Here is a 23,088-nt window from a genome sequence, read left to right on the forward strand (position 1 = left end):
CGCGTGCGGGCCGTTTCCCTCCGGGGAGGCGGCCCGCTTCTGTGTGCGGGCAAGACCACGAACGGGGAAACGGCTACCGGGAGGGCGGGGACATACGGCAGGATCTGGGAATGGAGCGTGTACGTGATCTCTCTGAGCTGCCGAAGGCCCATCTGCACCTGCACTTCACCGGCTCGATGCGGCCGGGGACGGTTCTGGAACTGGCCGACAAGTACGGAGTACATCTGCCCGAGACGCTGGCGGAGGCCCTCACCAGCGGGGAACCACCCAAGTTGCGTGCCACGGACGAGCGGGGCTGGTTCCGTTTCCAGCGGCTTTACGACGCGGCCCGCTCCTGTGTGCGCGAGCCGGAGGACATCCAGCGGCTGGTGCGGGAGGCCGCCGAGGAGGACCTGAAGGACGGCTCGGGCTGGCTGGAGATCCAGGTGGACCCGACGTCGTACGCGCCGCGGCTGGGAGGACTGATCCCGGCGCTGGAGATCATCCTGGACGCGGTGGACACGGCCTCCCGGGAGACCGGCCTCGGCATGCGCGTGCTGGTCGCCGCGAACCGTATGAAGCACCCGCTGGACGCCCGCACGCTGGCCCGCCTCGCGGTGCGGTACGCGGACCGGGGCGTGGTCGGCTTCGGGCTGTCCAACGACGAGCGGCGGGGTCTGGCGCGCGACTTCGACCGGGCCTTCCACATTGTGCGCGAGGGCGGCCTGCTGTCGGCACCGCACGGCGGCGAGCTGGCCGGCCCGGCGTCCGTCCGGGACTGTCTGGACGACCTGCACGCCACGCGGCTCGGGCACGGGGTGCGCGCCGCCGAGGACCCGCGGCTGATGAAGCGGCTGGCCGACCGCGGCGTGACCTGCGAGGTCTGCCCGGCCTCGAACGTGGCGCTCGGTGTGTACGAGAAGCCGGAGGACGTCCCGCTGCGCACCCTCTTCGAGGCGGGCGTCCCGATGGCGCTCGGGGCCGACGACCCGCTGCTGTTCGGCTCCCGGCTGGCCGCCCAGTACGAGATCGCCCGCCACGCGCACGGCTTCACGGACGCCGAGATCGCGGAGCTGGCCCGGCAGTCCGTGCGGGGCTCGGCCGCCCCGCAGGACGTCAAGGCGCGGCTGCTGGCCGGTGTGGACGACTGGCTGACCCGTCCGGCGGCCTGATGCGCGGGCGGACGGGTCACCGGGCCGGTACGGCTACAGGCTGACGCCGACCGTCACCGGCTCGTTGACCAGCGTGACGCCGAAGGCCTCGCGGACGCCGGCGACCACCTCGCGGGCGAGGGCCAGCAGGTCCTCGGTGGTGGCGTCGCCCCGGTTGGTGAGGGCGAGGGTGTGCTTGGTGGAGATGCGGGCGGGCCCGGTGCCGTAGCCCTTGGTGAAGCCCGCCTTGTCGATCAGCCAGGCCGCGGACGTCTTCGTACGGCCCTGTCCCGCCGGGTAGGCGGGCGGCTCGACGCCGTCGCCCAGCCGCCGGCGCACGCGCGCGTGGAACGCGGCGAACTGCTCGTCGGTGAGGATCGGGTTGGTGAAGAAGGACCCGGCCGACCAGGTGTCGTGGTCCTCGGCGTCCAGCACCATGCCCTTGCCCGCGCGCAGCCTCAGCACGGTCTCGCGGGCGTCGGCCAGCGGCACCCGGTCACCGGGCCCGACACCGAGCGCGCGCGCCGCTTCGGCGTACTTCACCGGCGCGGACATCCCGCCGGCGTCCTCCAGCTCGAAGCGGACCCGGAGCACGACGTAGCGCTCGGGGTCGGCCTTGAAGCGGCTGTGGCGGTAGGAGAACGCGCACTCCTCGCCGGCCAGCGTGACGGTCTCGCCGGCGCGCCGGTCGTAGGCGATCACCTCGGTGATCGTCGAGGACACCTCCTGGCCGTAGGCCCCCACGTTCTGGACCGGGGTGGCGCCCGCGGATCCGGGGATGCCGGCCAGGCACTCGATTCCGGCGAGTCCGGCCTCGACGGTGCGGGCCACGGCGTCGGTCCACGCCTCGCCGGCCGCAACTTCCAGGCTGGTGCCGCGCAGTTCGACACCGCGCGTGGCGATGCGCAGTGCGGTGCCGTCGAAGCCCTTGTCACCGATGACCAGGTTCGATCCACCGCCGATCACCAGCAGCGGCGTGCCGCTGTCGTCGGCCTCGCGGACGGCGGCGATCACCTCGGCATCGGTCGTGGCGGTCAGCAGCCGCGTCGCGGGACCGCCCAGCCGGAAGGTGGTCAGCGGGGCGAGGGGAGCGTCGTGGAGTACCTGCACGGGCCCAAGACTACGAGACACCTCCGACACCTCCGACACCTCCGACCGCCCCGCATGCCGCACGCACGCGAACGGGCCGGCGACGGGCGGGGCCCCTCCCCCGCGTGTCCCGCTGATGTCGCGGGACCGGGCAGGGCACGGGGTGGCGAACCGCCGCGCGCACGTCACGGGGTGGCGAACCGCCACGCGCGCGTGCACGCTGTTTCTTCCGCGGTCGCCGTCTCCCCCTACGGGTGCCGGGTCAGCCCGAGGTGGTCTCGAGGACCGGTGCCGAGGGCTGTCCGGCCGCCCGCGCCGACCGGCCGGCGCCGCGGCGGCCCGGGATCAGCAGGGCCGCGACCGCGGCGAGGGCGACCACCGCCGAGCCGGTGACCAGGGCCGGCCGCAGCCCGTCCACGAAGGACTGGGCGGAGCCGTAGCCACCCCGCGCGGAGAAGATCGACGCCATGACCGCGATGCCGAGCGCGCCGCCCACCTCGCGCAGGGCGTTGTTCGCGCCGGAGGCGATGCCCTGCTCCTCGGGGCGGACGCTGGACATGACCAGGTCGGCGGCCGGGGCGAAGTACAGGGCCATGCCGACGCCGCTGATGATCAGGGCGGGCAGCTGCACGGCGTAGGAGGCGTCCGTGGTGGCCACCCGGGCCATGTAGCCGAGGCCGGCCGCCTGGAGGAACAGGCCCGCGGCGACGACCGGCCGGCCGCCGATGCGGTCCGAGAGGATCCCGGCGACGGGCGCGACGAGCATCGGCATGCCGGTCCACGGCAGCATCCTGAGGCCCGCCTCGGTGGGCGAGTAGCCGAGCACGCCCTGCATGTACTGGCTGAGCAGGAAGATCGAGCCGAACATGCCGACGAACATCAGCAGGCCGGCCGCGTTGATCCCGGCGAAGGCACGGGAGCGGAACAGCCGCATGGGCAGCATGGGGGCCACGGCGCGCGCGCTGTAGAGCACGAAGCCCGCCAGCAGCGCTCCGCCGGCCGTCAGCGCGGTCAGGACGACCGGGTCGGTCCAGCCGTCGGCGGGCCCGCGGACCAGCCCGTACACGATTCCGAAGAGCCCGCCGCTGGCGAGCAGTGTGCCGGGGACGTCGAGCCGGGTGCCGGCGCCGTAGGACTCCGTGAGACGCAGCCGGGCGAGCGGCAGCGCGACCAGACCGAGCGGGACGTTCAGCCAGAAGATCCACTGCCAGGAGACGTGCTCGGTGAGGCTGCCGCCGATGAGCGGCCCGGAGGCGACGGCGAGCCCGTTGACGGCGCCCCAGATGCCGTACACGGTGCCGCGTCTGGCCGCGGGGACGGCGGCGGTCAGCAGGGTCAGTGTGAGCGGCATCATCACGGCCGCGCCGACGCCCTGGACCGCGCGGGCCGCGATCAGCGAGCCGATGCCGGGTGCCAGGGCCGCGGCGGCGGAGGCACCGGTGAAGACGGCGAGTCCGGCGACGAAGAGCCGGCGGCGTCCGAAGCGGTCGCCGAGCGCGGCGCCGGTCATCAGCAGGACGGCGAAGGTGAGCGTGTAGGCGCTGACGGTCCACTCCAGGTCGTCCAGCGCGCCGCCGAGGTCCTGGCGTATGGAGGGCAGCGCCGTGGTGACGACGAGGTTGTCCAGGGACGCCATGAAGCCGGCGACGCTGGTGATGACGAGGGCCCACACGGCGCCCGCGCGGGACGGTGTGGTGGTGTCGGGTGCTGCGGTCTTCTGTGGCATCGCTCCCCCTGAGCGGGTAATTCCGGTTAGTTATCCATTACTAACTTGCGCGGCCGTGGACGGCCCCTGAGGAGTGCGACGCCCGGTGGGAGGACACATGGGACGCCCTCCCGATCGGGCTACGCCTTCAGGTGGCCCGTGGGCCGGGCCGACGGGTAGAGCCCCTCCCACACCCGGTGCCCGGGCGGGAAACCCATGGCCACGAGGCAGTTGATGAGCATGCCGCACGCCAGGAACTCGGTCGTCCCGTCGACGTCCGCGCCGAGCACCAGCCGTACGGTGTCCCACAGCCGCATCCAGCCGGCGCGCACGCTCTCGCCGAACTCGCGGTCACCCTCCTGCTCCGCGGACGCCACGGCGACGTACATCTGCATCTGCATCATCAGCCGCTCCGGCCGTTCCGCGATGACCTTGGTGTACGCGTCCGCCATGGCGTGCAGGGCCTCCTCGCCCCGCAGCCCTTCCGAGGCCTCCTCGAAGGTCCGGATGGTGTCCTCCACGCAGCGCTCGGCCACCGCCAGGAAGATCGCCTTCTTGCTCGGGAAGAGCCGGAAGAGGTACGGCTGCGAGACACCGACCCGTCTGGCGATCGCCTCCGTGGAGGTGCCGTGGTAACCACCGCGCGCGAACTCGGCGGTCGCCGCGCGGACGACGCTCTCGCGCCGCTCCTCTGCGCTCATCCTGGCCATGCAGCTAAGTTAGTACTCAATCACTAACTGAGCAAGCCGCCACCGCGCGGGGGCGTACGCACAAGGGGCGCCCACTCGGTGTAAGGGGCGCCCCCCGAGGGAGGACGCCCCTTTACCTCCAGCAGGCAGCCGGCCGTCAGGCCAGGCGTACGACCGCCCGGGACATGCCCAGCACCTTCTGGCCGCCGCTCATGGCGGTCAGGTCGACGCGCACGGTGTTGTCGTCCAGCTTGGCCGCGACCTTGGCGCTGACCTCGACGAGGGCGCCCCGGTCGTCGTTCGGGACGACGACGGGCTTGGTGAAGCGGACGCCGTACTCCACGACCGCGCCGGGATCCCCGGTCCAGTCGGTGACCACCCGGATCGCCTCGGCCATGGTGAACATGCCGTGCGCGATGACGTCCGGCAGGCCCACCTCCTTGGCGAACTTCTCGTTCCAGTGGATCGGGTTGAAGTCCCCGGAGGCGCCCGCGTACCGCACGAGCGTGGCGCGCGTCACGGGAAAGCTCTGTGCGGGCAGTTCGGTGCCGACCTCGACGTCGTCGTACGCGATCTTCGCGGTCATCGTGTCCTCACGCCTCCTCGGCCGCGCGGGCCACGAGCTTGGTCCAGGCGGTCACGACGCGTTCGCCCGTCTCGTCGTGCACCTCGCCGCGGACGTCCAGGATGTCGTTGCCCGCGAGGGACTTGATCGCCTCGATCGTGGAGGTGACCGTGAGCCGGTCGCCGGCGCGGACCGGGCGGACGTAGGCGAACTTCTGGTCGCCGTGCACCACGCGGCTGTAGTCCAGTCCCAGCTGCGGGTCCTGGACGACCTGACCGGCGGCCCGGAACGTGATGGAGAACACGAACGTCGGCGGGGCGATCACGTCGGGATGACCCAGCGCCTTGGCGGCCTCGGGGTCGGTGTACACCGGGTTGGTCTCGCCCACCGCCTCGGCGAATTCGCGGATCTTCTCCCGGCCCACCTCGTAGGGCTCGGTGGGCGGGTACGTCCGTCCCACGAAGGACTGGTCGAGCGCCATGGCCCGCACCTCCTGATGTCTGCTGTGCTGGCCCCAAATTAGCCGGAAGCCGGCCATGGAATGCGCAGGGGGCCGGGCGCGGGCGGGGCGGGGTGCCTGGCCGGTGAAAACGCCGTGAGGCCGCCCCCACGGAAGGGGACGGCCTCACGGACGAGCCTGTTTTATCGCGTTTCGCGGTGCGCGGTGTGCGCATTGCAACGCGGGCAGTGCTTCTTCATCTCCAGACGATCCGGGTTGTTACGCCGGTTCTTCTTGGTGATGTAGTTCCGCTCCTTGCACTCCACGCAGGCCAGCGTGATCTTCGGGCGGACGTCGGTGGCAGCCACGTGAGTGCTCCTAAGACGAACGGATGGACTGGTTCAACGCAAGCAAGAGTAGCCGATCGAAGGACCGACCCCGCAATCGGCTACTGTCAGTAGCGGTGACCGGACTTGAACCGGTGACACAGCGATTATGAGCCGCTTGCTCTACCGACTGAGCTACACCGCTTTGATGAGATCAGCTCCCGTCTCACGACGGGAACCTCTCACACCAGAGCCCCAAAACGGAATCGAACCGTTGACCTTCTCCTTACCATGGAGACGCTCTGCCGACTGAGCTATTGGGGCGAGCGATGAAGACATTACACGGTCCGCCGCCGTTCACCCAAATCCGTATCCCACCGCCCGTCGCGGCCCGCTTCCCGGGCCTCTCACCGGCTTCCTCGGCCTCGGGCGGGGTGCCCGCCGGGCCCGGGCGCGGCAGGCCAGGAACGCGGCGGACGGCGTCATCGTGCGTCCGGACGCCGCCGTGCGTGGCACAGGCCACGCGGGTGGGCGACACGTGTACCACCCGGGGCGGACCACGCCGGTACGACTATTGCGCTCCTACGCGCCCCGCGCGGCTCGCCACCCTAGGCTCGACTCACTCTGCGTGATCTTGGGGCGTGCACGGCCCCGGGATCCCCCGACCCCGGTCCGACCGATCCCCCGGCCCCGCCCCTGGAGCGCGATGCCCGACAGTCAGCCGCAGCCGCAACCGCCGTCGAACTCGCCGGGCTCGTCCGGGCCGTCCGATGCGGGCGCCCTCCTGCTCAGCGGGGCCCGGCTCACCGACGGGCGGACCGTGGACGTACGGCTGGGCGGCGGGCGCATCGAGGCGGTGGGCACGACCGGCAGCCTGGCCCCGGGCCCGGCCCGCACGGCCGCCGCGCGCGTGGACCTGAGCGGCTACCTGCTCCTGCCTGCCCCGGCCGAACCGCACGCCCACGGCGACACCGCCCTGACCGCCGAGCGCCCCGGCCCGGTGTCGTACGCGCCCGAGGACATCCAGCGTCGGGTGACGGAGGCCTCCCTGCTCCAGCTCGGGCACGGGGCGACGGCGGTACGCGCGCACGTGCGCGTGGGTGACGTCCAGGGGCTCGGTGCGCTGGGCGCGGTCCTGCGGGCCCGGCGGTCGCTGCGGGGGCTCGCGGAGCTGACGGCGGTGGCGATGCCCCGGCTGCTGACCGGAGTGGCCGGGGCGGACGGGCTGGCGGTGCTGCGGGACGCGGTGAAGATGGGCGCCTCCGTGGTGGGCGGCTGCCCGGACCTGGACCCGGACCCCACCGGCTACGTGGAGGCCGTCCTGGAGGTCGCCTCCGAACACGGCTGTCCGGTGGACCTGCACACGGACGCCGCCGACCCGGCCCGGCTGTCCCGGCTCGCGGCGATGGCGGGCGGCCTGCGCCCCGGCGTGGCGATCGGACCCTGCGCCGGTCTCGCGCGCCTGCCCGTCGAGGCCGCCCGCCGGGCCGCCGACCAGCTCGCGGCGGCCGGGGTGACCGTGGTGTGCCTGCCCCAGGGCGGCTGCGGCAGCGCCGACCGGCGGGGCTCGGCCCCGGTACGGCTGCTGCGGGCGGCCGGGGTGCGCGTGGCGGCCGGCAGCGGCGCCCTGCGCGACGTGTCCAACCCCGTCGGCCGCGGTGATCCCTTGGAGGCCGCCTACCTCCTCGCCTCCGCCCACGGGCTGCGCCCGCAGGACGCCTACGACGCCGTGTGCGCCTCGGCCCGTACGGCCCTGGGCCTGCCCGAGGTCCGCGTCGAGGCGGGTTTCCCCGCCGAGCTCCTCGCCGTGCGCGGTGACCATCTGGCCGGCGCACTCTCCCTGGCCTACAGCCGGATCGTGGTGCACCGGGGCCGGGTGGTGGCCCGGACGAGCGCGGTGCGCGAGTACTGCGACTCGGCGGCGACGGCGGAGCTGGGGCTGCCGCGGCAGGGGCGCGGCGAGCCGTCCTGAACGTCCACGCACGCGTGCGCCCCGCGCGTGCCGCGCTCGCCGGTCCACTCGTGCGGCGGATGCGTCCCCTCGGGCGTACGGTCGGATTCATGCGCATTGTCATTGCTGGTGGTCATGGTCAGATCGCGTTGCGGCTGGAGCGCCTGCTCGCCGCGCGCGGAGAGCAGGTGGCGGGCATCATCCGCAAGGCCGAACAGGGCGACGATCTGCGGGCCGCCGGTGCCGAACCGGTCCTGCTGGATCTGGAGTCGGCCTCGGTGGAGGAGGTCGCGGCACACCTCCAGGGGGCGGACGCGGCGGTCTTCGCGGCCGGCGCGGGCCCGGGCAGCGGTACGGGCCGCAAGGACACCGTGGACCGGGGCGCGGCGGTGCTGTTCGCGGATGCGGCCGTACGCGCGCGCGTACGCCGCTTCGTGGTGGTGTCCTCGATGGGCGCGGATCCCGCGCACCAGGGCGACGGTGTCTTCGACGCGTACCTGCGCGCCAAGGGCGAGGCCGACGCGTACGTCACCCGGCAGGAGGCGCTCGACTGGACGATCCTGCGCCCGGGTTCGCTGACGGACGACGCGGGCACCGGGCTGGTCCGGCTGGAGGCGCACACGGGTCGCGGGGCGGTGCCGCGGGACGACGTGGCGGCCGTTCTCGCGGAGCTGGTGGACACCCCGGCGACGACCGGGCTCACGCTGGAACTGGTCGGCGGTTCGACGCCGGTGTCGGTCGCGGTGAAGTCGGTGGCCGGGAACTGAGGGCGGTCGCCGGCCGTTGACCGGTCGTACGCGCCGAGCGGTGGCGAGTCGACAGGCTGACGAGTCGCGGCACGCAACCCGCCGTGCCGTCCCGCTTCCCGATGCCCCGTCAGACTCGGACCCCGCGTCAGAACAACGGCAACTGCCCGGGAAAGTCCGGTACGACGTACCCGTCCAGTGACGGCTGGGCCGCCCCGAGTTGTGCGGGCTGCCGGGAGCCGGCACAGGAGACGAGGCCGGCGCTCTCCCGCGTCCCGGGCGGGTCGTGCCGCGCGAAGCGGCCCGCGACGACGGCGATCTCGCGGTGGCACACGGGGCAGGTTCTGCGTCGGGAGGACATGTCCGCCAGTGTGCCCCGGCCGGGCCGTCGACGCGCCCGCGCCGAGGTCGGGGCGGGCGCCGGGTACGGCTGCCACGGGGCAACTGCGTGCGCCTGCCTGGGGCGAGGTGACGGCGGAGCCGGGCGGAGCGCGGCCACGGGGCAGGGTGACGGCCAAGGGGACAGGGTGGCGGCGTGCGGGGGCGGGGTGGCGGGCCGTCCCGTCACGTCCGGGTCTCCGCCTCCCACCGGTCGGGCCCCACGCCGCGCCAGTCGATCAGCGGCGAGTCGGCGACCTCTTCCGGCTCGATCTCCAGCCCCGCCCGGCGCAGGAACTCCACCAGGTCCCGCACGTTGTGCGCGAGGCCGAGGATCTCGCCGTCCACCCGGACCCGGCGACCGCCGGTCGGGGACGGCAGGTGCACGATGATCGGACGTTTCCCTGCCATGGCTCCAGCATCATCCGGACGGCTCGGGCCCGCACCCGGGCCGGTCATTCGAGAATCCCCAGCGCGGTGTCCGGCCGGCACAGCGGGCACGCGGGGACCCCTTCCTCGGTGAGTGCGCGTACCGCCTGCTCGCGGTCCACGTCCTTCGCCCGTCCGCCGGCGGCCGAACAGGCGCCGGCGTGGACGTACACCGCGCTGCGGCCGTTCAGTCCGCGCTCGACGGCCCACTGCGCGGCGGCCTGCCGGGTGGCGGGCCGACGCTTCCGACCGGCCGCCTCCCGGCGCTCCTCGTCCGCGATCCACCAGTCCATCAGCGCAAGCTGCCGGGCAGCCTGGTGTTCGACGACACGGCGGGCGAAGCGCAGCATGTCGAGACGCGTCAGGGGACGGTCTTCGTTCACGCGTTCGATTCTAGTGCCACGGGAACGGAACGCGACAGCGGGCCCGGCCGGGACTCAGCCACCGACACCCGCCGGGCAGCACAACGACGAGGACCCCGTGACCTGCTTTCGCAGATCACGGGGTCCTCGTTCCCGTGTGGCGGCGCCAGGATTCGAACCTGGGAAGGCTGAGCCGGCAGATTTACAGTCCCCACACGCTGGCGCCTCTGTGATTCTTTTGGCCTGCGGAGACGCGGTGACCTACATGGAACGAAACCCATGCCGTCCGCATCTCGTCCGCAGCGTTGAGAGCGTCCCGCTCCTAGGCTTCGCTCACAGGTGCTCCCCACGCTCGCTCAGTGACCTCGCCCCACACCCCTGGAGCAACGGTGCGAGGGTCGACAGCCTCAGCCGGCGCGGAGCTCCGGTACATGCCATTCGGCTGCTCGGACCTGTCGTGCTCCTTGACCCAAAAGACCCGTCGAACGAAGTGGCCGGGCACTGCACCACTCGGGGCATTGACGCGAAGTACGGCGTAGCCCACCCGCCGCCCGTTGCCGCGCCAGGGGACTGGACGCTGACGAGTCTTCACCGACTGAGCGACTGACTGTCGGACGTAGTCGAACTTCTCGATGTCCTCCGTCCAGACGATCTCTTCCTCGTGCTCCAGCGCCTTGAGGTGCTCCTGCATGGTTCCCTCCCGCTAGTTACGCCGTGAGGCAACACTAGGAGCGCCAGAGGTGCCGCAACATCTACTTCTGGCCCCTGTACACGGGCCAGGCCATCCCGATCGACTCGTGGCGGCCGCGGATGTGGCTGGACACGTGGGTATAGCTGCGGAGACATGACGCGGGACACGGCTGCCTGCCGCGCCGCTGTCGCCCTTGTTGGTCGTCCGTGGCTCCCCTGGGCCGTCGTCAGACGGCCCAGGGACGGCCCAGGCATGAGACCGATCGGAGCACATGAGTAGGGTGCCGACGTCCGTCCGCACGCCCTCCTGACCGCACAGATCCGCCCTCGTCAACTCCGTGCACACGTATGGCACTTCCCAAGACTGAGGCCATCCACCTCGTAGACTCTGAGGGATCAAGCGTGGACAATCAGTGATCGCTGTCCGCACTGAGAGTTCCCAAGCCGAGGGGCCGGGAGAGAGGGGCACTGGTGGAGTCCACGCACGAGGGGACCGAGCAGTTGGCGTTTGGCGATGAGAGCGTCACCATTAGTCCTGCTCCGTTCGTTGCGGCTTCGCAAGGCGCGCGAGATCTCGTTCCAGTGCGCATCTCTTTGGCGATTATTGAGCGCTTCTCTGATGGACTATACAGTTCACCCAACAAGGCTTTCGAAGAACTAGTCTCTAACTCATATGATGCCGGAGCAGAGACTGTATGGGTTTACATGCCTGGTGACCTGTCATCCCCGTATGCCTCTATATTGGTCATTGACGATGGCGAGTCCATGGACGTGCAGGGTCTCCAGGACCTCTGGCGAATCGGGAAATCACGTAAGCGTGAAGATGACCCCAACGGCAAGCGGCGCGAACCAATCGGGAAGTTTGGAATCGGAAAGCTCGCTACCTACGTATTGGCCCAGGAACTCACTTACATCGTCCTGAAAGATGGAACGTATCGCGCAGTGACCATGGATTATCGGATGGTCCAAGGCGACATGAGTGACCCGCACACCCTTAACTTGGAGGTTGCCGAGCTCGATCGTGAAGGAGCACGAGAGGCTTTGCTATCCAACCTGCGAGATTACGGCGAACGCATGAAACCTGTTCTGGAAGCACTCTTCCCGGAGGGCGAAGCCGGACCAGAACATTGGACAGCCGCCATCATGACTCGGCTCAAGAAGCCGGCACAGGGTATCCAACAAGGACGCCTTAGGTGGGTACTTTCCACCGCAATCCCGTTGAACCCTTCCTTCAACCTCTTATACAACGGAGACCCAATTGAAGCGTCCAAAGCCCAGGGGGTAGAACAGTGGCGTTTCACGATTGGCCAATCAGAGGACACCCTTGCTCCTGACTCAAGGATTGGCACGCCAGATCACGTTGAAGTGAATGGGGAACGTCTACCCGCATATAGGCTCCCCCTTGCCGGAGCAGTCTGGGGACAGGCTCAGCTATTCGAGGATTCCCTTAATCGCGGACAGAGTGGAAAACTGGGTCGGAGTCACGGTTTCTTCGTCCGGGTGCGGGGCCGGTTAATTAATCTTGATGACGCTACTTTCAACGTAGGCGTCGACCTACACTATGGCACGTTCTCCCGCTTTAACATGGTGATCAATGCCGACGAACTTGATGCACTTGTGGCTAGCCCACGAGAGAGCCTCATGGATTCGCCGGAAGTGCGCGAACTGAAAACTTACATGCTCCACGTCTTCAACAGGTCGCGTTCAGTTTTGAAAAAGCGCGATGATGACGACGAGATTCCGCTCCTCACGCAACAAGGTCGTATCTCAAATCCACCTCCAGGGCTTACCCAGGGCCCTCTCAGGAGAATGCTGCGACGAGCATCCCAGGGGGACGAGCAAGTACGAGAGTCTCTCGGCATCAAGATTGATGCGACGATGCTCCCTGACGCCTTCGCACAGGAAAGCGGAGAGGTCCTTGAACAAGTTCTCGTCGAGCCCGCGGGCGAGGAAACTCGTCTGATCTCATACGACCCGCAGCGGCGCGCGGCTATCCTCAACCAGGCTCATCCGTTCGTCAGTAATTATATCGATCGAGATGGCACCCAAGAGGCTCTACAAATCCTCGGCCTGACCGAGTTGCTGACCCAGGCTTACATGCTTGACGAAAACATCGATGCAGCGACCGTAAATCGGATCATGAAACGGCGTGATGCCTTTCTTCGCGACTTCGTCAGCTATCACCCAAGATCCGCTCCGGTTATCGCGAAGAGCCTACGCGATGCAAGCAACGATGAGAAAGCCCTCGAGGACGCGGTCGCTGATGCGCTCACCGTTATGGGATACAGCGTACAGAGGATTGGCGGCAGCGGAACACCGGATGGAGTTGCTACCGTCCGACTTGGCCGCCGCGGAGGAGGTGGTAGCGAAAGCTACGCGCTCACCTACGACGCTAAGTCCAGTGGATCTGAGGCACAACGTGCCCTAGAGCCGGAGAAGCAAAAAAAACCAGCGAAGGCGCCACGAATTCAAGCAGGTACAGCTAGAACCTCAGTCCTTCGCGTTCACCGAGAACGGGCCGTAAAGCAGTTCAAGCTTGATGTACCGCCTAAGTTCACGCTTCTAGTGGCTCCCGGCTTCCAGGGCGATGGGGACGAAAAGGCCCTCATCGGCGATATCTGCCGCAATGACGGCATCACCCCGATTACCGTCGAGGACTTAGCGCGTCTGGTTGAGCTTTTCCCCTTGCGGCGACTATCTCCACTGAAGCTCTTGGACCTTTTTGAGACTCACGAGCCCAGCGAGGCGCGAGCATTTGTGAATGCCGTCGAGGCCCAGAAACCCCCAGTTGCTCCTCCCGTGGCTGAAGTAATTGAGTTGCTTGTTCAGTACTCAGAGCGACGAACTCCGGTCACGGTGGATACCATCGTGACCGCCGTGTATGAGCGGAGCGGTATCGACCTCGACCATGAAGAGGTCGCAGCTATCGTGCGCGGCTTGGCTGCCCTTGCGCCCGCTACGATGTACTTCGACGGACAGCTAGTAGCGCTTAATGCGTCACCGCAGGGACTCATCGGCGAGCTTCGTCAAACCCTCGGCGAGTATCCGCAGAAACTCGCAGAAACCTACAAGGTTGCCATTCCAGTTCCTCAGCAACGCGTAGGAGACGATCAGTGATTACTGCCACTCGGGCTGCCGTGCATCCGTTCCCCGCGCGCATGGCACCAGAACTTGCAGCCGCTAAAGTTTCTAGTCTTGCCCCTGACGCGGTGGTGCTAGACCCAATGATGGGATCTGGCACTTTCCCTCTGGCTGCCGCTAGATCCGGACACCAGGCTTTCGGTTGCGATACAGACCCCTTGGCCATAGTAATCGCCAACACTATCGCGGCCAGCTACTCTTTGGATGATTTCCTCTCGGCCGCAGAGTCCGTGGTAGCGACTGCCAAGTCCTATAAGGTGGTCGACATACACGTTGATCCTGAGACGTCTAAGTTTATTGACTTCTGGTTCGATCCGATCGCACGCCAACGTCTCTCATCCCTAGCGGCAGCAATCAAAGAAGTTCCACCTCCGCTTTCGTATCCCTTGTGGTGTGCCTTCTCCCGGCTCATCATCGCTAAGGATGCGGGTGCGTCGCGCGCGCGCGATGTATCTCACTCGCGTCCGCATCGAGTTCGTGAAACATCTTCATTCGACCCTATCGAAAAATACTTCGCCTCGGCTAAATCTGTAGCCAATCGCGTATCACATGCGCGCACAAAGTCAAGGGACGAAGCGGTTCCGCACTCATTGCCACATATTTTGCGCGCAGACGCTCGAAGCCTTCCTTTCGCGCGAGCGACAGTGGATGCCGTCATGACGAGTCCGCCGTACCTGATCGCCATCGACTATCTGCGCGGACATCGTATGAGCCTGGTCTGGATGGGCTACTCGATCTCTTATCTGCGGTCCCTCAGGTCAGGTAATATTGGGTCCGAGGCAGGCATGGTAGTTGACGCTGCCCTAGACACAATCGCTAAGTCTTCTTTTACTGGGGCACTCCCAGACCGAAGCCAACGCATCATCGGACGTTACGTACAGGACATGGACGAGGTCATGTCCGAGATTGCCCGCGTAGTCAAGCCGGCTGGGCTTGTATCTTTCGTGATGGCCGATGCACGAATGAACGGGGTTGAGATCTCAATAGAGGAGATCCTCACTCGCGTTGGACGTCGTAACGGTCTTTTCCGTCGTACACGAGTCTCGCGAGAGCTTCCGGAAAATAGGCGCTATCTCCCACCTCCACGAGATACTGCCGGCGCACTCGATAAGAGGATGAAGGAAGAGGTAATTCTTACTTTCGAGCGCGAGTAAACTGCTTGTATCCGCTGCATACTAGGTCGAAGCAACGGGCGGAACGTCCGATGGCCAGGCCGTCGTGGTCGCTGTCGGTCCTCAGTAGTTACTGTCGGCAAGCGGCAGACGGCCCTGAGCCGGCGCGGGAACTTAGCTAGGCCGTGTCATTGACAGACGCCGCGCGGGCGCTGGGGATAGGGCCTGCTGACGGACGCCGGGCGTTCCGGGCGCCTCGTCGTCCAGCCACGTCGGGTGCCAAACTTGTGGATGTCTGTGCGACCGATCAGCGGAGAACCGGCGGAGGTCCTCGCAAGATCGCCACTCCGCACCGACTGTGAGCTGCTGCTCAGCCGCATACAGGCGCCATGGAGGGCAATCCCGTCCGCGTCTGGCCTGATCTTGAAACCGTCCGCGCGCGCCACTGTGCGGGACCCCTCTGCGACGGCTGCCCGTCGTGGGAGGCTTACCTGTGGTGTCGACTGCCCGACGGAGAGGGAGAGCGAGTGTCGCAGCAGGCCAACCCTCGGGGGACTTTCCTGAAGATTGCCGACTCAGTGAAAAGGCAGATCGAGGATGACCCGACCATGACAGAGCTGCCGTCGCTAGCTGAACTCATGCGCGATCACAAGGTCTCGCGCGGGGTCGCCCTGCGCGCGTTCGGCGTGCTGCGCCAGGAAGGCGTGGCCGAACCGGTACGGGGCGAGCGGTGGCGAGTCGTACGTGCGGGGGCGCCAGTCGATCGGCGCCCGCTTGATCAGCGAATTGCGGAGATCATCGCGACTGACGGACTCGAAGCAGGGGAAGCGTTCCCAAGCGCTTCCGTGCTGGCCGAACGGTTCGGGGTATCACGTCCGACCGTGGCCAAGGCGCTGGAGAAGCTGGAAGCCGTCGGCGTGCTGGCGGGTGGAGGACAGGGCAAGGTGCGGACGGTCCGCGCCGTGCCGGCGCGAGAGGGGCGTTCGTAGCTTGTCGACGTTGACGGAGTGGGCCTACCCCCTGGCTGAGTCGCTGCTCGCTGAGCCGCTGCCGCGACGCTGGAAACACTGCCTCGGGGTCGCTGAGCGGGCGCGCACCATCGCGCTCATCCTCGACCAGGACGCGGACCTTTTGGAGGCTGCGGCGGTCCTGCATGACATCGGCTACGCGCCGGACCTCGCCAAGACCGGCTTTCACCCCCTGGACGGTGCGCGGTACCTCCGAGACGTGGCCGCCGCCGACGAGCAGGTCGTCAACCTGGTCGCCCATCACTCGTGCTCGTGGCTTGAGGCGGACGCACGCGGCTTGCGCGCTGAGCTGGACGGTGAGTTCCCCCGTGAGAGCGAGCACCTGAACGATGCGCTCTGTTACTGCGATATGAACACCACCCCGGACGGCACCCCGACCAACCCCGTGGACCGAATCAACGAAATCACCGGGCGCTACGGGCCGGACAGCCTGATCGGCAAGTTCATCCGGCGGGCTGAGCCGGAAATCCTCGCCTGCACATGCCGTGTGCTCGAGCGAGTCGCCGCCGCCAAGCGTCAGCCGATGTAGGGCGCCGTGCGCGTCCGGTCCATGGCGTGCTCAATCCGGAGCCGCATCGTGGGGTGTACGTCCAGTGTCACCAGGTCCGCCGGGTCAACCCAGCGGACCTGAGTCGTCTCGTTGCTCGTACGAAGGTCGCCGCCGACAGGCCGGGCCCGGAAGCAAATGCTGAACTGCTGACGGACTTCACCGTCGTCGTACTGCATGACGTGCCCGGGGTCTGTGTAGAGGCCGGACACGTCGACCACTTCCGCCCTGATGCCGGTCTCTTCCCAAACCTCACGCGCCACCGTGTCACTGATGGACTCCCCCACGTCGTGACCACCGCCGGGCAGTGCCCACCTGCCGTTGTCAGAACGCTGGATCATCAACACCTGCCCCGCGTCGTTCTGGACGAAAGCAACGACGGACGGCACAACCGAGTTGGCCGACGGTGCGTCCGGGTCGTGCAGGTAGTCGATACGTCCCATGGTCAGGCTCCCGTGATGGTCTTGACGTCCTGGTCAGTGACCGGACGTGCGTTCTCCCATGTGTGATCGATGCTATTCGCGTACGTGTCGAAGAGGCTTCCGCCAGGGAGTCGTCGCAGGTGCAGTACGGGCGCCATGTAGGCGCCGATGCCGTAGACGTGCGGGTTGACGAGCATCTCGTCATCGGCCCGGTAGATCGAGTTGTACAGCGTCGAATCGTGCAGCCGGAAACTGACGTCCGGGTGACTCCGCATGAGGGGCCGGTACAGCACAAGCGCGTTGCGGATCTTGCCGTCCATGATGTGGTGCCCCTCATCAATGCCGCGCTGCCGGACGGCCGCGCATCCCGGGTCCCCGAGCAGGATGCGCACCCGTGCCCCCGCTTCCACCTTCGCCCTCACGAGGTCATGGAAGACCGGGTCCTCGGACAGGAAGAGCCCCGAATACACGAGGACGTCCAGGTTGCGCTCAGCCCGTCCATACAGCTCTCGCCAGAGGCCAGTAGGCACTGTGTGGCGGTGCGGGTAGACCGTCGCTATCTCGGCTTTGGTGAGGTCGGCCGCACTGTCGACGGTCCGTCCGTCCTCCCACAGCATGGTCACGTCGACCTTGAGGGCCGCTGCCGTCGCGTACTGGTGACGCAGGTACGGCACCTTGCCCTGGGTAATCCAGCGTTCGACCGTCTTGGGGCTCACCTCAATCGCCTCAGCGAGGCTCTGCACGGTCATGCCACGGGCGAGGAGAGCGGTTCGTAAGCGCTCGTTCGACATCTGCACCCCCGGTGGGACGTCTAGGGACTTCTTGACCGTAGCTAGAAGTCCCAGAGCTGTCCATGAGCGGGGTGACCAACTCCCCTGACCTGGCGTGATTCTGAAGATACGCCAAGACGTCCCGGCGCGAGACAGAAGAGATTGCGTCGCTGTACTTGACGAACCCCTATGCAGTACCTGTAAAACAGGTACTGCATTGCACGGAGGAAAGCCCCCACTCTCGCTGGGGGTGAGTACGAAGGAAGCGGCCGTTAGTTGAGAACTGAACAGTGATCGTGCGGGGCTGACGCGAGAGCGGCGGTCACGGCAGGTGCCCAGGGCGAGGGTCCGGGGGCAAACCGCCGTGGTGAACCGTGGCTCTCCCCCTACGCGCCTGGCAGGCGCCACCCGGTCCCGGGTGTGGGGAAGTACAGCGGGGCCCCAACGCACGTGGCGGCAAGAGTGAGACCGCCCCCGCGACGACCGGGTGATGTCGTCGGCGGCAATGCCAAGCCCACCGGCTCCGGAGACAACCCCTGAACTGGGGTTCCGCCCGGTGTGGGCCGCCCTGCTGGCGTCAGAGCAGTGACGATGACGCACCCGACTTCACCGGCTCGGGACCGGTGCCCCGTGGCAACGGAGCATCGGTGAAAGCCGTGTCCCTGCGAACGCGGGAGGTCGGTCGTGAACCGACGACATACCAAGGCGCCGCCGCTCGGACCGGCCGGCGGCGCCTGGACAGCAAGCACGGTCCGCCACGGCTCGCAGCACGTCACGCTGCGGCCGGCTGCCTCTCCCGCCCGTCCGTCCCGCGCATGGCGTGAGGACGTACGGACGGGAGCGCGGGAGCCGGAACCGACTCCAACGGCAAGCGGCTCCCGGGTGGCACCCCGGGAGCCGCGTTCGGGCCGTTCCTCTCTGGAAGGAACCACGACCCATGAGCGACATCGTCACATACCAGGACGCCGCCACGGCGTTCGCCGACTTCATCGAACCGACCGCTGCTGAGCTGGACGCGATCGAGCGGGAGATGCCCGTCATCCTGGCGGACGTCGACCTGTTGGACGCGCACATCACCACCCTGGACCGCACCCCGAGCGAGCTGGACGAACGGCGTATCCGCCGGGCCCGGCGCCGGGCGCTGGCCGCCCGCGTTGCGCTGGTCAACCGCGCGGCCGGCACGAGCCTGCCCGGGGGTGCCGCGTGAGCACCGCAACGGAGAAGAACCTGACCGCCGCCCACGCTGAGGTGAAGGCGGAGATCACGCGGACGGACGCGAAAACGGCGCTGCTGCTGGCGTTCGTCGGCGCCATCCTCGCCGGCACCTGGACGGTCGCCCGCGACCTGCCACTGAACACGGCCGCCTGCATCGTCGGCGGCTCCGGTATGGGGGTGCTGGTCGGCGCCGCCGGTCTGCTGCTGCGGGCGGTTCGCCCGCAGCTCGGTCCGCACGGATTCCCGCTGTGGGCCACGCTCACGGCGGAGGAGATCACGGCGGCGGTCGACCGGGACATGGCCGCCGACATTGCCGGGCTGTCCCGGCTGGCGGTCGCCAAGTTCACCAGCCTGCGCCGCGCGGTCGACCTGATCCGCGCCGGCGGCGCCCTGCTCATCCTCGCCGCGCTGATCACGGCGGGGGGTGCGCTGTGACGCTGGACGACCTCACGGTCCCGCTGGGGGCGTTGCGGCTGTTGGCCGTGGACTTCCCGGACCTGCCCGCGCCTTCCGTGGACGTGTCCCCGATCTACCCCGAGTGGCTGCGCCTGGCGTTCCACTCCACCTCGGGCGAGAGCCTGGCCGCCTTCGAACAGTGGCGCACCGCCCTGCGGATCGGGCCGGACGCGGTCGACTGCGACGTGCAGAGCGACGGATTCACCCGCGTGTTGAGGGCCGAAGGGCAGTTCGCGGGTGCGGTCGTCGTGCTGATCGCGTACGCCGACGTGCCTGACTTCGACCGTGCCCCGGCGGGGCAGGCGGGGGGTGCCCGGTGAGGGCGAAGACGGTTCTGCCGGCGGTCGCGATGACGGCCGTGTCGATGGTGCTCACGCTCGCGGTGGTCATGATGTGGCTGGGTGCGGCGGTGCCGTGGCCGGTTGCCCTGGTCGTCGGTCTCGGCATCGACGGGGGATGGCTGGCCACCCTCGCCTACGAACGCCGCCTCGCCGCCCAGGGCGACCACAACCGCGCCGTAACGGCGGTCGGCTGGTCGTTCGGCGTCCTCGCCGCCGGCGTCCTGGTAGCCCACGCCCTGACCGCCGAACATTCCGCCGGGGCGTGGCTGGCCGTGGCGTGGCTGCCGATCGCGGCCAACGCCCTGTGGCTCGTGCACAGCCTGTGGGAGCGCACCGCGCTCACCCCGCTCGCGCTGGACGCGATCCGGGGAATCCAGCAGGAAGCCCGCGACGAAGCGGCCGTTGCCCGTGCCCGACTGCGGGCGGAAGCGGCCACGGAGGAGACGCGGCTGACTGCCGTGACGGAGGCCGGCGCCCGCGTCGCATGCGTCCAGGCACAGACCGCGCATACCCTCGCGGGGGCGTGGTCGACGCTGGAGACAGCCCGCAAGGGCGAGGAGACCGGCAGGGCGCTGACCAGCGTGACGAGCACCGTCACACCCGGCGTCACACCCCGCTGGGAACTCCCCGTATGGGGCCCGACCGACCCTGTGCCAGCGCTGGAGATGGCGGCGCCCGCGCTGTCGGATGACACGCTGGACATGCTCGTTCACGACATCCGGCACAGCCAGACGCCGCCCTTGTCGTACCGCGACATGGCCGCCCGCTTCCGGGCCGCCGGGCACTCCGCCTCTGAGGTCCGGTTGCGGGCCGCGTGGAAGCGCGTCGCCTGATGGCCACGCTGCCGGTCTACCGATGGCGCCTGGCCCCGGACGGCTACGCCACCCGCCGCCAACTGCGCGCCCGTGGGCTGCGGCCCGGCGGCCAGGACGTGGCGGCGCAACTCGAACGACCGCGCCGCCGCCGGGCCCCGCTGATCGCCTACCTCTACCGCATCGACCTGGCTAAACCGGTCCGGCCGATGACCCCGGCCCGGTGGGCGGCGCTCGCCAAGGCCAACGCCGCCCGCCGCATCTGCCCCGCCTGCCGGCGTAACGCCGGATACGTCATCCCCACGTCGCTCGGCATGTGCGTGCCCTGCGCCTATCCCGAGCAGTACGCCGCCTGAGCCACTCCAGAGAGTGGAGCTTTGGCCGTAGCTAGCCTGAAGTGAGGCTAGCTACGGCCCTTGCCTCGCCTCAGGCTTTCCACGGACCCGACCGCTCACCTTCCACAGCGCCGGTCGGGCCCGGTCCTCCCCTGTGAGAGAAGGAAGTCTCAGTGAAGCATCCCGACGACGACCACGAACTGTTCAACCGCCTGGAAGCCGAAATGGCCTCCGCCCACGGCGCCGACGTGGTCGACCTGGACAAGGCCCGCGCCGCCCGCGAACCGGCCCCCACCACTGCCCCGGAGCCTGAGCCGGTCGGCCCGGACACGCCGGTCAAGGTCGACCAGCCGGCCCCCGCGGCTACCGGTCCCGGCTACCTCGGCCGGCTCGCCGGCGCCCGCCGCCGCGCGGTCGTCCCGGTGTGGCTGAAGTCCGTGGCTGAGCTGCGGACCGCGTCGGCGTGGGTGGCCCGTCACTACGCCCACGCCGCCGGCTACCACGCCCTGCGCGCCCCCATCTACGCCGCCCGTCTCGCCTTCCAGGCACCGGCTGGCGCCGCGAAGGTCGTCGGAGGCACGATGCGGTGGGTGGCCGACCGCGAGGGTGAACCGGTCCGCCTCGCCGCCGTGCGCCGTGAGGACGCCGCCGAGTACCTGAAGCTGTCCCGGCAGCGTGACGGGCGGGTCCGGCTGCGGACCCTGGTCGCCGCGCTCGCGCTGTTCACCGGTCTCGGTCTGGCGCTCGCCCTGTACGTACTGGCCCCCGACTGGCTGCAAGCCGTCTCCGTGGGCGCGGTCGTCCTCGCCCTGGGGGCGGCCGGCCGCAAGGCGGACGCCCCGGTCGTGCACCGGGCCGTGGAACTGCCCAAGGCCACCAAGCTCACCAGTGACATCGTCCTGCGGGCCCTCGGGGCACTCGGCATTCCCGCGATCAATCAGGCGCAGGGCAAGGGTCGGGACGGGTTCGAGTTCACCGCCCCCATCACCCGCGACGGCCCCGGCTGGCGCGCAGAGGGCAACCTGCCCTACGGCGTGACCGTGACGGACATCATCGAGCGCCGGGAAAGGCTCGCTTCCGGTCTACGCCGCCCGCTGGGGTGCGTGTGGCCCGAGGCGGTGCCGGATGAGCACACCGGGCACCTGGTGCTGTGGGTCGGGGATCAAGACATGTCCCGCGCGTCTCAGCCAGCGTGGCCGCTGCTGAAGACCGGCGGCGTGGATCTGTTCAAGCCGGTCGCCTACGGCACCGACCAGCGCGGACGCTGGGTCGCGGTCACCCTCATGTACATCGCGGGCGTCATCGGCGCCATCCCCCGCATGGGCAAGACGTTCCTGCTGCGTCTGCTGCTGCTCATCGCGGCACTGGACCCGCGCGCGGAGCTGCACACCTACGACATGAAGGGCACCGGCGACCTTGACCCGGTGGGCAATGCCGTCGGCTACCGGCACGCCGCCGGCGACGACGACGAACCCGTCCAGTACGCGCTGGACGACTTCCGGGCCCTGCGCGAGGAACTGCGCCGCCGCACGAAGGTGATCCGCTCCCTGCCCCGGGACATCTGCCCCGAGTCCAAGGTGACGTCCGCGCTCGCAGACAAGCGCTCCCTCGGGCTGCACCCGATCGTGGTCGGGGTGGACGAATGCCAGGTCCTCTTCGAGCACCCCGAGCACGGCAAGGAGTTCGAGGAGATCATCACCGACCTGGTCAAGCGCGGCCCCGCGACCGGCATCGTGGTCCTGCTGGCCACTCAGCGCCCGGACGCCAAGTCGCTGCCCACCGGCATCAGCGCCAACGCCTCCGCGCGGTGGTGCCTGAAGGTGATGGGCCAGCTGGAGAACGACATGGTCCTCGGCACCTCCGCCTACAAGCGCGGGGTGCGCGCGACCATGTTCGCCTGGGGAGACAAGGGCATCCACTACTTCGTGGGTGAAGGCTCCGACGCCCGTATCGTCCGCTCCGTCTACGTCGACGCCGGCGGCGCCGAAACCATCGCAGCCCGCGCCCGCCGCGTCCGCGAGAAGGCCGGACTGCTCGCCGGCCACGCCCTCGGAGAGGCACCCGAGCCGACCACCGCCGCCTACGACCTGCTCGCGGACATCCTCGCCGTGGTCCCCGCCACGGAGGCCAAGGCGTGGTCGGAAACCATCGTGACCCGGCTCGCGGACCTGCGCCCCGAGGTCTACGACGGCTGGGACCCCGACGCGCTCGCCGCCGCCCTCAAGCCGCACGGCGTGTCCACCATCCAGGTCGGGCGCCGGGTCAACGGCAAGGTCGTCAACCGGCGCGGTGTCGACCGCTCCCACATCACCACCACAATTGCGGAGCGTGACGGAAAGCGGGACGCGGGCTGACGCTCCGGGGCCGCTAACGATAGCGGCACCCCCCGCTAACGTTAGCGGCCCCGCTA

At 68.8% G+C, this 23,088-nt stretch carries 25 protein-coding genes and 2 tRNA genes; 13 read left to right on the forward strand and 14 right to left on the reverse strand.

What is annotated here, in order from left to right; genetic code table 11:
- Positions 1-110 precede the first annotated feature (110 nt).
- Positions 111-1,151 (forward strand): adenosine deaminase, encoded by a 1,041-nt coding sequence (locus ABZ117_RS08960; protein ID WP_356818757.1) that lies wholly within the window; start codon positions 111-113, stop codon positions 1,149-1,151.
- A gap of 33 nt (positions 1,152-1,184) precedes the next feature.
- On the opposite strand, the gene ABZ117_RS08965 is transcribed toward ABZ117_RS08960, so the two are convergent.
- The 8 genes from ABZ117_RS08965 to ABZ117_RS09000 form a co-directional block, all read right to left on the reverse strand.
- Positions 1,185-2,261 carry a UDP-N-acetylmuramate dehydrogenase gene (locus ABZ117_RS08965; RefSeq protein WP_356818758.1) on the reverse strand — a complete coding sequence of 359 codons (1,077 nt, stop codon included), beginning with the start codon at positions 2,259-2,261 and terminating at the stop codon, positions 1,185-1,187.
- 220 nt (positions 2,262-2,481) lie between these two features.
- Positions 2,482-3,945: an MFS transporter gene (locus ABZ117_RS08970; RefSeq protein ID WP_356818759.1), complete on the reverse strand. Its 1,464-nt coding sequence runs from the start codon at positions 3,943-3,945 to the stop codon at positions 2,482-2,484.
- A gap of 119 nt (positions 3,946-4,064) precedes the next feature.
- Positions 4,065-4,634, reverse strand: coding sequence for a TetR/AcrR family transcriptional regulator (locus ABZ117_RS08975; protein WP_356818761.1), 570 nt, complete (start codon positions 4,632-4,634; stop codon positions 4,065-4,067).
- 136 nt (positions 4,635-4,770) lie between these two features.
- On the reverse strand, positions 4,771-5,199 hold the full coding sequence (locus tag ABZ117_RS08980) for a MaoC family dehydratase (protein ID WP_356818763.1): 429 nt from the start codon (positions 5,197-5,199) through the stop codon (positions 4,771-4,773).
- A gap of 7 nt (positions 5,200-5,206) precedes the next feature.
- Complete coding sequence (locus ABZ117_RS08985) at positions 5,207-5,659, reverse strand: MaoC family dehydratase N-terminal domain-containing protein (protein WP_356818765.1); 453 nt, start codon at positions 5,657-5,659, stop codon at positions 5,207-5,209.
- A gap of 161 nt (positions 5,660-5,820) precedes the next feature.
- A complete protein-coding gene (gene rpmG, locus ABZ117_RS08990) occupies positions 5,821-5,985 on the reverse strand; it encodes a 50S ribosomal protein L33 (protein ID WP_003948671.1) in 165 nt (54 codons plus the stop codon).
- A gap of 90 nt (positions 5,986-6,075) precedes the next feature.
- A tRNA-Met gene (locus ABZ117_RS08995) sits at positions 6,076-6,148 on the reverse strand.
- A 46-nt stretch (positions 6,149-6,194) separates the two neighbouring features.
- Positions 6,195-6,267, reverse strand: a tRNA-Thr gene (locus ABZ117_RS09000).
- Positions 6,268-6,649: 382 nt separating this feature from the next.
- Between ABZ117_RS09000 and ABZ117_RS09005 the strand changes: the two genes are divergently transcribed.
- Entirely contained in the window at positions 6,650-7,915 is a 1,266-nt protein-coding gene (locus ABZ117_RS09005; RefSeq protein ID WP_356818767.1) for an amidohydrolase family protein, read from the forward strand.
- Positions 7,916-8,004: 89 nt separating this feature from the next.
- Entirely contained in the window at positions 8,005-8,661 is a 657-nt protein-coding gene (locus ABZ117_RS09010; RefSeq protein ID WP_356818768.1) for an NAD(P)H-binding protein, read from the forward strand.
- Positions 8,662-8,788: 127 nt separating this feature from the next.
- Here the strand turns inward: ABZ117_RS09010 and ABZ117_RS09015 are convergent, their stop codons facing one another.
- The 4 genes from ABZ117_RS09015 to ABZ117_RS09030 all read right to left on the reverse strand — a co-directional run bounded on the left by ABZ117_RS09015 (position 8,789) and on the right by ABZ117_RS09030 (position 10,500).
- Positions 8,789-9,001, reverse strand: a complete 213-nt coding sequence (locus ABZ117_RS09015) for a hypothetical protein (protein ID WP_356818770.1) — start codon at positions 8,999-9,001, stop codon at positions 8,789-8,791.
- Between the two features lie 203 nt (positions 9,002-9,204).
- Positions 9,205-9,429 carry a hypothetical protein gene (locus tag ABZ117_RS09020; RefSeq protein ID WP_030641125.1) on the reverse strand — a complete coding sequence of 75 codons (225 nt, stop codon included), beginning with the start codon at positions 9,427-9,429 and terminating at the stop codon, positions 9,205-9,207.
- A gap of 44 nt (positions 9,430-9,473) precedes the next feature.
- Entirely contained in the window at positions 9,474-9,830 is a 357-nt protein-coding gene (locus tag ABZ117_RS09025; RefSeq protein ID WP_356818772.1) for a DUF6233 domain-containing protein, read from the reverse strand.
- A gap of 301 nt (positions 9,831-10,131) precedes the next feature.
- Positions 10,132-10,500, reverse strand: coding sequence for a DUF6009 family protein (locus ABZ117_RS09030; RefSeq protein ID WP_356818773.1), 369 nt, complete (start codon positions 10,498-10,500; stop codon positions 10,132-10,134).
- Between the two features lie 470 nt (positions 10,501-10,970).
- On the opposite strand from ABZ117_RS09030, the gene ABZ117_RS09035 reads away from it, so the two are divergent.
- The 4 genes from ABZ117_RS09035 to ABZ117_RS09050 all read left to right on the forward strand — a co-directional run bounded on the left by ABZ117_RS09035 (position 10,971) and on the right by ABZ117_RS09050 (position 16,309).
- Positions 10,971-13,616 (forward strand): ATP-binding protein, encoded by a 2,646-nt coding sequence (locus tag ABZ117_RS09035; RefSeq protein ID WP_356818775.1) that lies wholly within the window; start codon positions 10,971-10,973, stop codon positions 13,614-13,616.
- A 182-nt stretch (positions 13,617-13,798) separates the two neighbouring features.
- Positions 13,799-14,794, forward strand: coding sequence for a hypothetical protein (locus tag ABZ117_RS09040; protein ID WP_356818777.1), 996 nt, complete (start codon positions 13,799-13,801; stop codon positions 14,792-14,794).
- 485 nt (positions 14,795-15,279) lie between these two features.
- Positions 15,280-15,741 carry a GntR family transcriptional regulator gene (locus ABZ117_RS09045; protein ID WP_356818779.1) on the forward strand — a complete coding sequence of 154 codons (462 nt, stop codon included), beginning with the start codon at positions 15,280-15,282 and terminating at the stop codon, positions 15,739-15,741.
- Between the two features lies 1 nt (position 15,742).
- Entirely contained in the window at positions 15,743-16,309 is a 567-nt protein-coding gene (locus ABZ117_RS09050; protein ID WP_175434198.1) for an HD domain-containing protein, read from the forward strand.
- On the opposite strand, the gene ABZ117_RS09055 is transcribed toward ABZ117_RS09050, so the two are convergent.
- Together ABZ117_RS09055 and ABZ117_RS09060 are read right to left on the reverse strand one after the other, a co-directional pair.
- Complete coding sequence (locus tag ABZ117_RS09055) at positions 16,297-16,770, reverse strand: NUDIX domain-containing protein (RefSeq protein ID WP_356818781.1); 474 nt, start codon at positions 16,768-16,770, stop codon at positions 16,297-16,299. The genes ABZ117_RS09050 and ABZ117_RS09055 overlap by 13 nt on opposite strands.
- Before the next feature lie 2 nt (positions 16,771-16,772).
- Positions 16,773-17,498, reverse strand: a complete 726-nt coding sequence (locus tag ABZ117_RS09060; RefSeq protein WP_356818783.1) for an XRE family transcriptional regulator — start codon at positions 17,496-17,498, stop codon at positions 16,773-16,775.
- A gap of 958 nt (positions 17,499-18,456) precedes the next feature.
- Between ABZ117_RS09060 and ABZ117_RS09065 the strand changes: the two genes are divergently transcribed.
- The 6 genes from ABZ117_RS09065 to ABZ117_RS09090 all read left to right on the forward strand — a co-directional run bounded on the left by ABZ117_RS09065 (position 18,457) and on the right by ABZ117_RS09090 (position 23,032).
- Positions 18,457-18,726, forward strand: coding sequence for a DUF6284 family protein (locus ABZ117_RS09065; RefSeq protein ID WP_356818785.1), 270 nt, complete (start codon positions 18,457-18,459; stop codon positions 18,724-18,726).
- Positions 18,723-19,169: a Pycsar system effector family protein gene (locus ABZ117_RS09070; RefSeq protein ID WP_356818787.1), complete on the forward strand. Its 447-nt coding sequence runs from the start codon at positions 18,723-18,725 to the stop codon at positions 19,167-19,169. The genes ABZ117_RS09065 and ABZ117_RS09070 overlap by 4 nt, the downstream gene beginning before the upstream one ends.
- Positions 19,166-19,510 (forward strand): hypothetical protein, encoded by a 345-nt coding sequence (locus ABZ117_RS09075; protein ID WP_286064034.1) that lies wholly within the window; start codon positions 19,166-19,168, stop codon positions 19,508-19,510. Before ABZ117_RS09070 ends, ABZ117_RS09075 begins: the two co-directional genes overlap by 4 nt.
- Positions 19,507-20,364, forward strand: a complete 858-nt coding sequence (locus ABZ117_RS09080; RefSeq protein ID WP_356818789.1) for a protein spdB — start codon at positions 19,507-19,509, stop codon at positions 20,362-20,364. Before ABZ117_RS09075 ends, ABZ117_RS09080 begins: the two co-directional genes overlap by 4 nt.
- Entirely contained in the window at positions 20,364-20,699 is a 336-nt protein-coding gene (locus ABZ117_RS09085; protein WP_356818791.1) for an RRQRL motif-containing zinc-binding protein, read from the forward strand. The genes ABZ117_RS09080 and ABZ117_RS09085 overlap by 1 nt, the downstream gene beginning before the upstream one ends.
- Positions 20,700-20,851: 152 nt before the next feature.
- Positions 20,852-23,032 carry a cell division protein FtsK gene (locus ABZ117_RS09090; protein WP_356818793.1) on the forward strand — a complete coding sequence of 727 codons (2,181 nt, stop codon included), beginning with the start codon at positions 20,852-20,854 and terminating at the stop codon, positions 23,030-23,032.
- The last annotated feature ends 56 nt before the right edge of the window (positions 23,033-23,088 follow it).

The sequence above is a fragment of the Streptomyces sp. NPDC006309 genome (assembly GCF_040613095.1).
Lineage (GTDB): Bacteria > Actinomycetota > Actinomycetes > Streptomycetales > Streptomycetaceae > Streptomyces.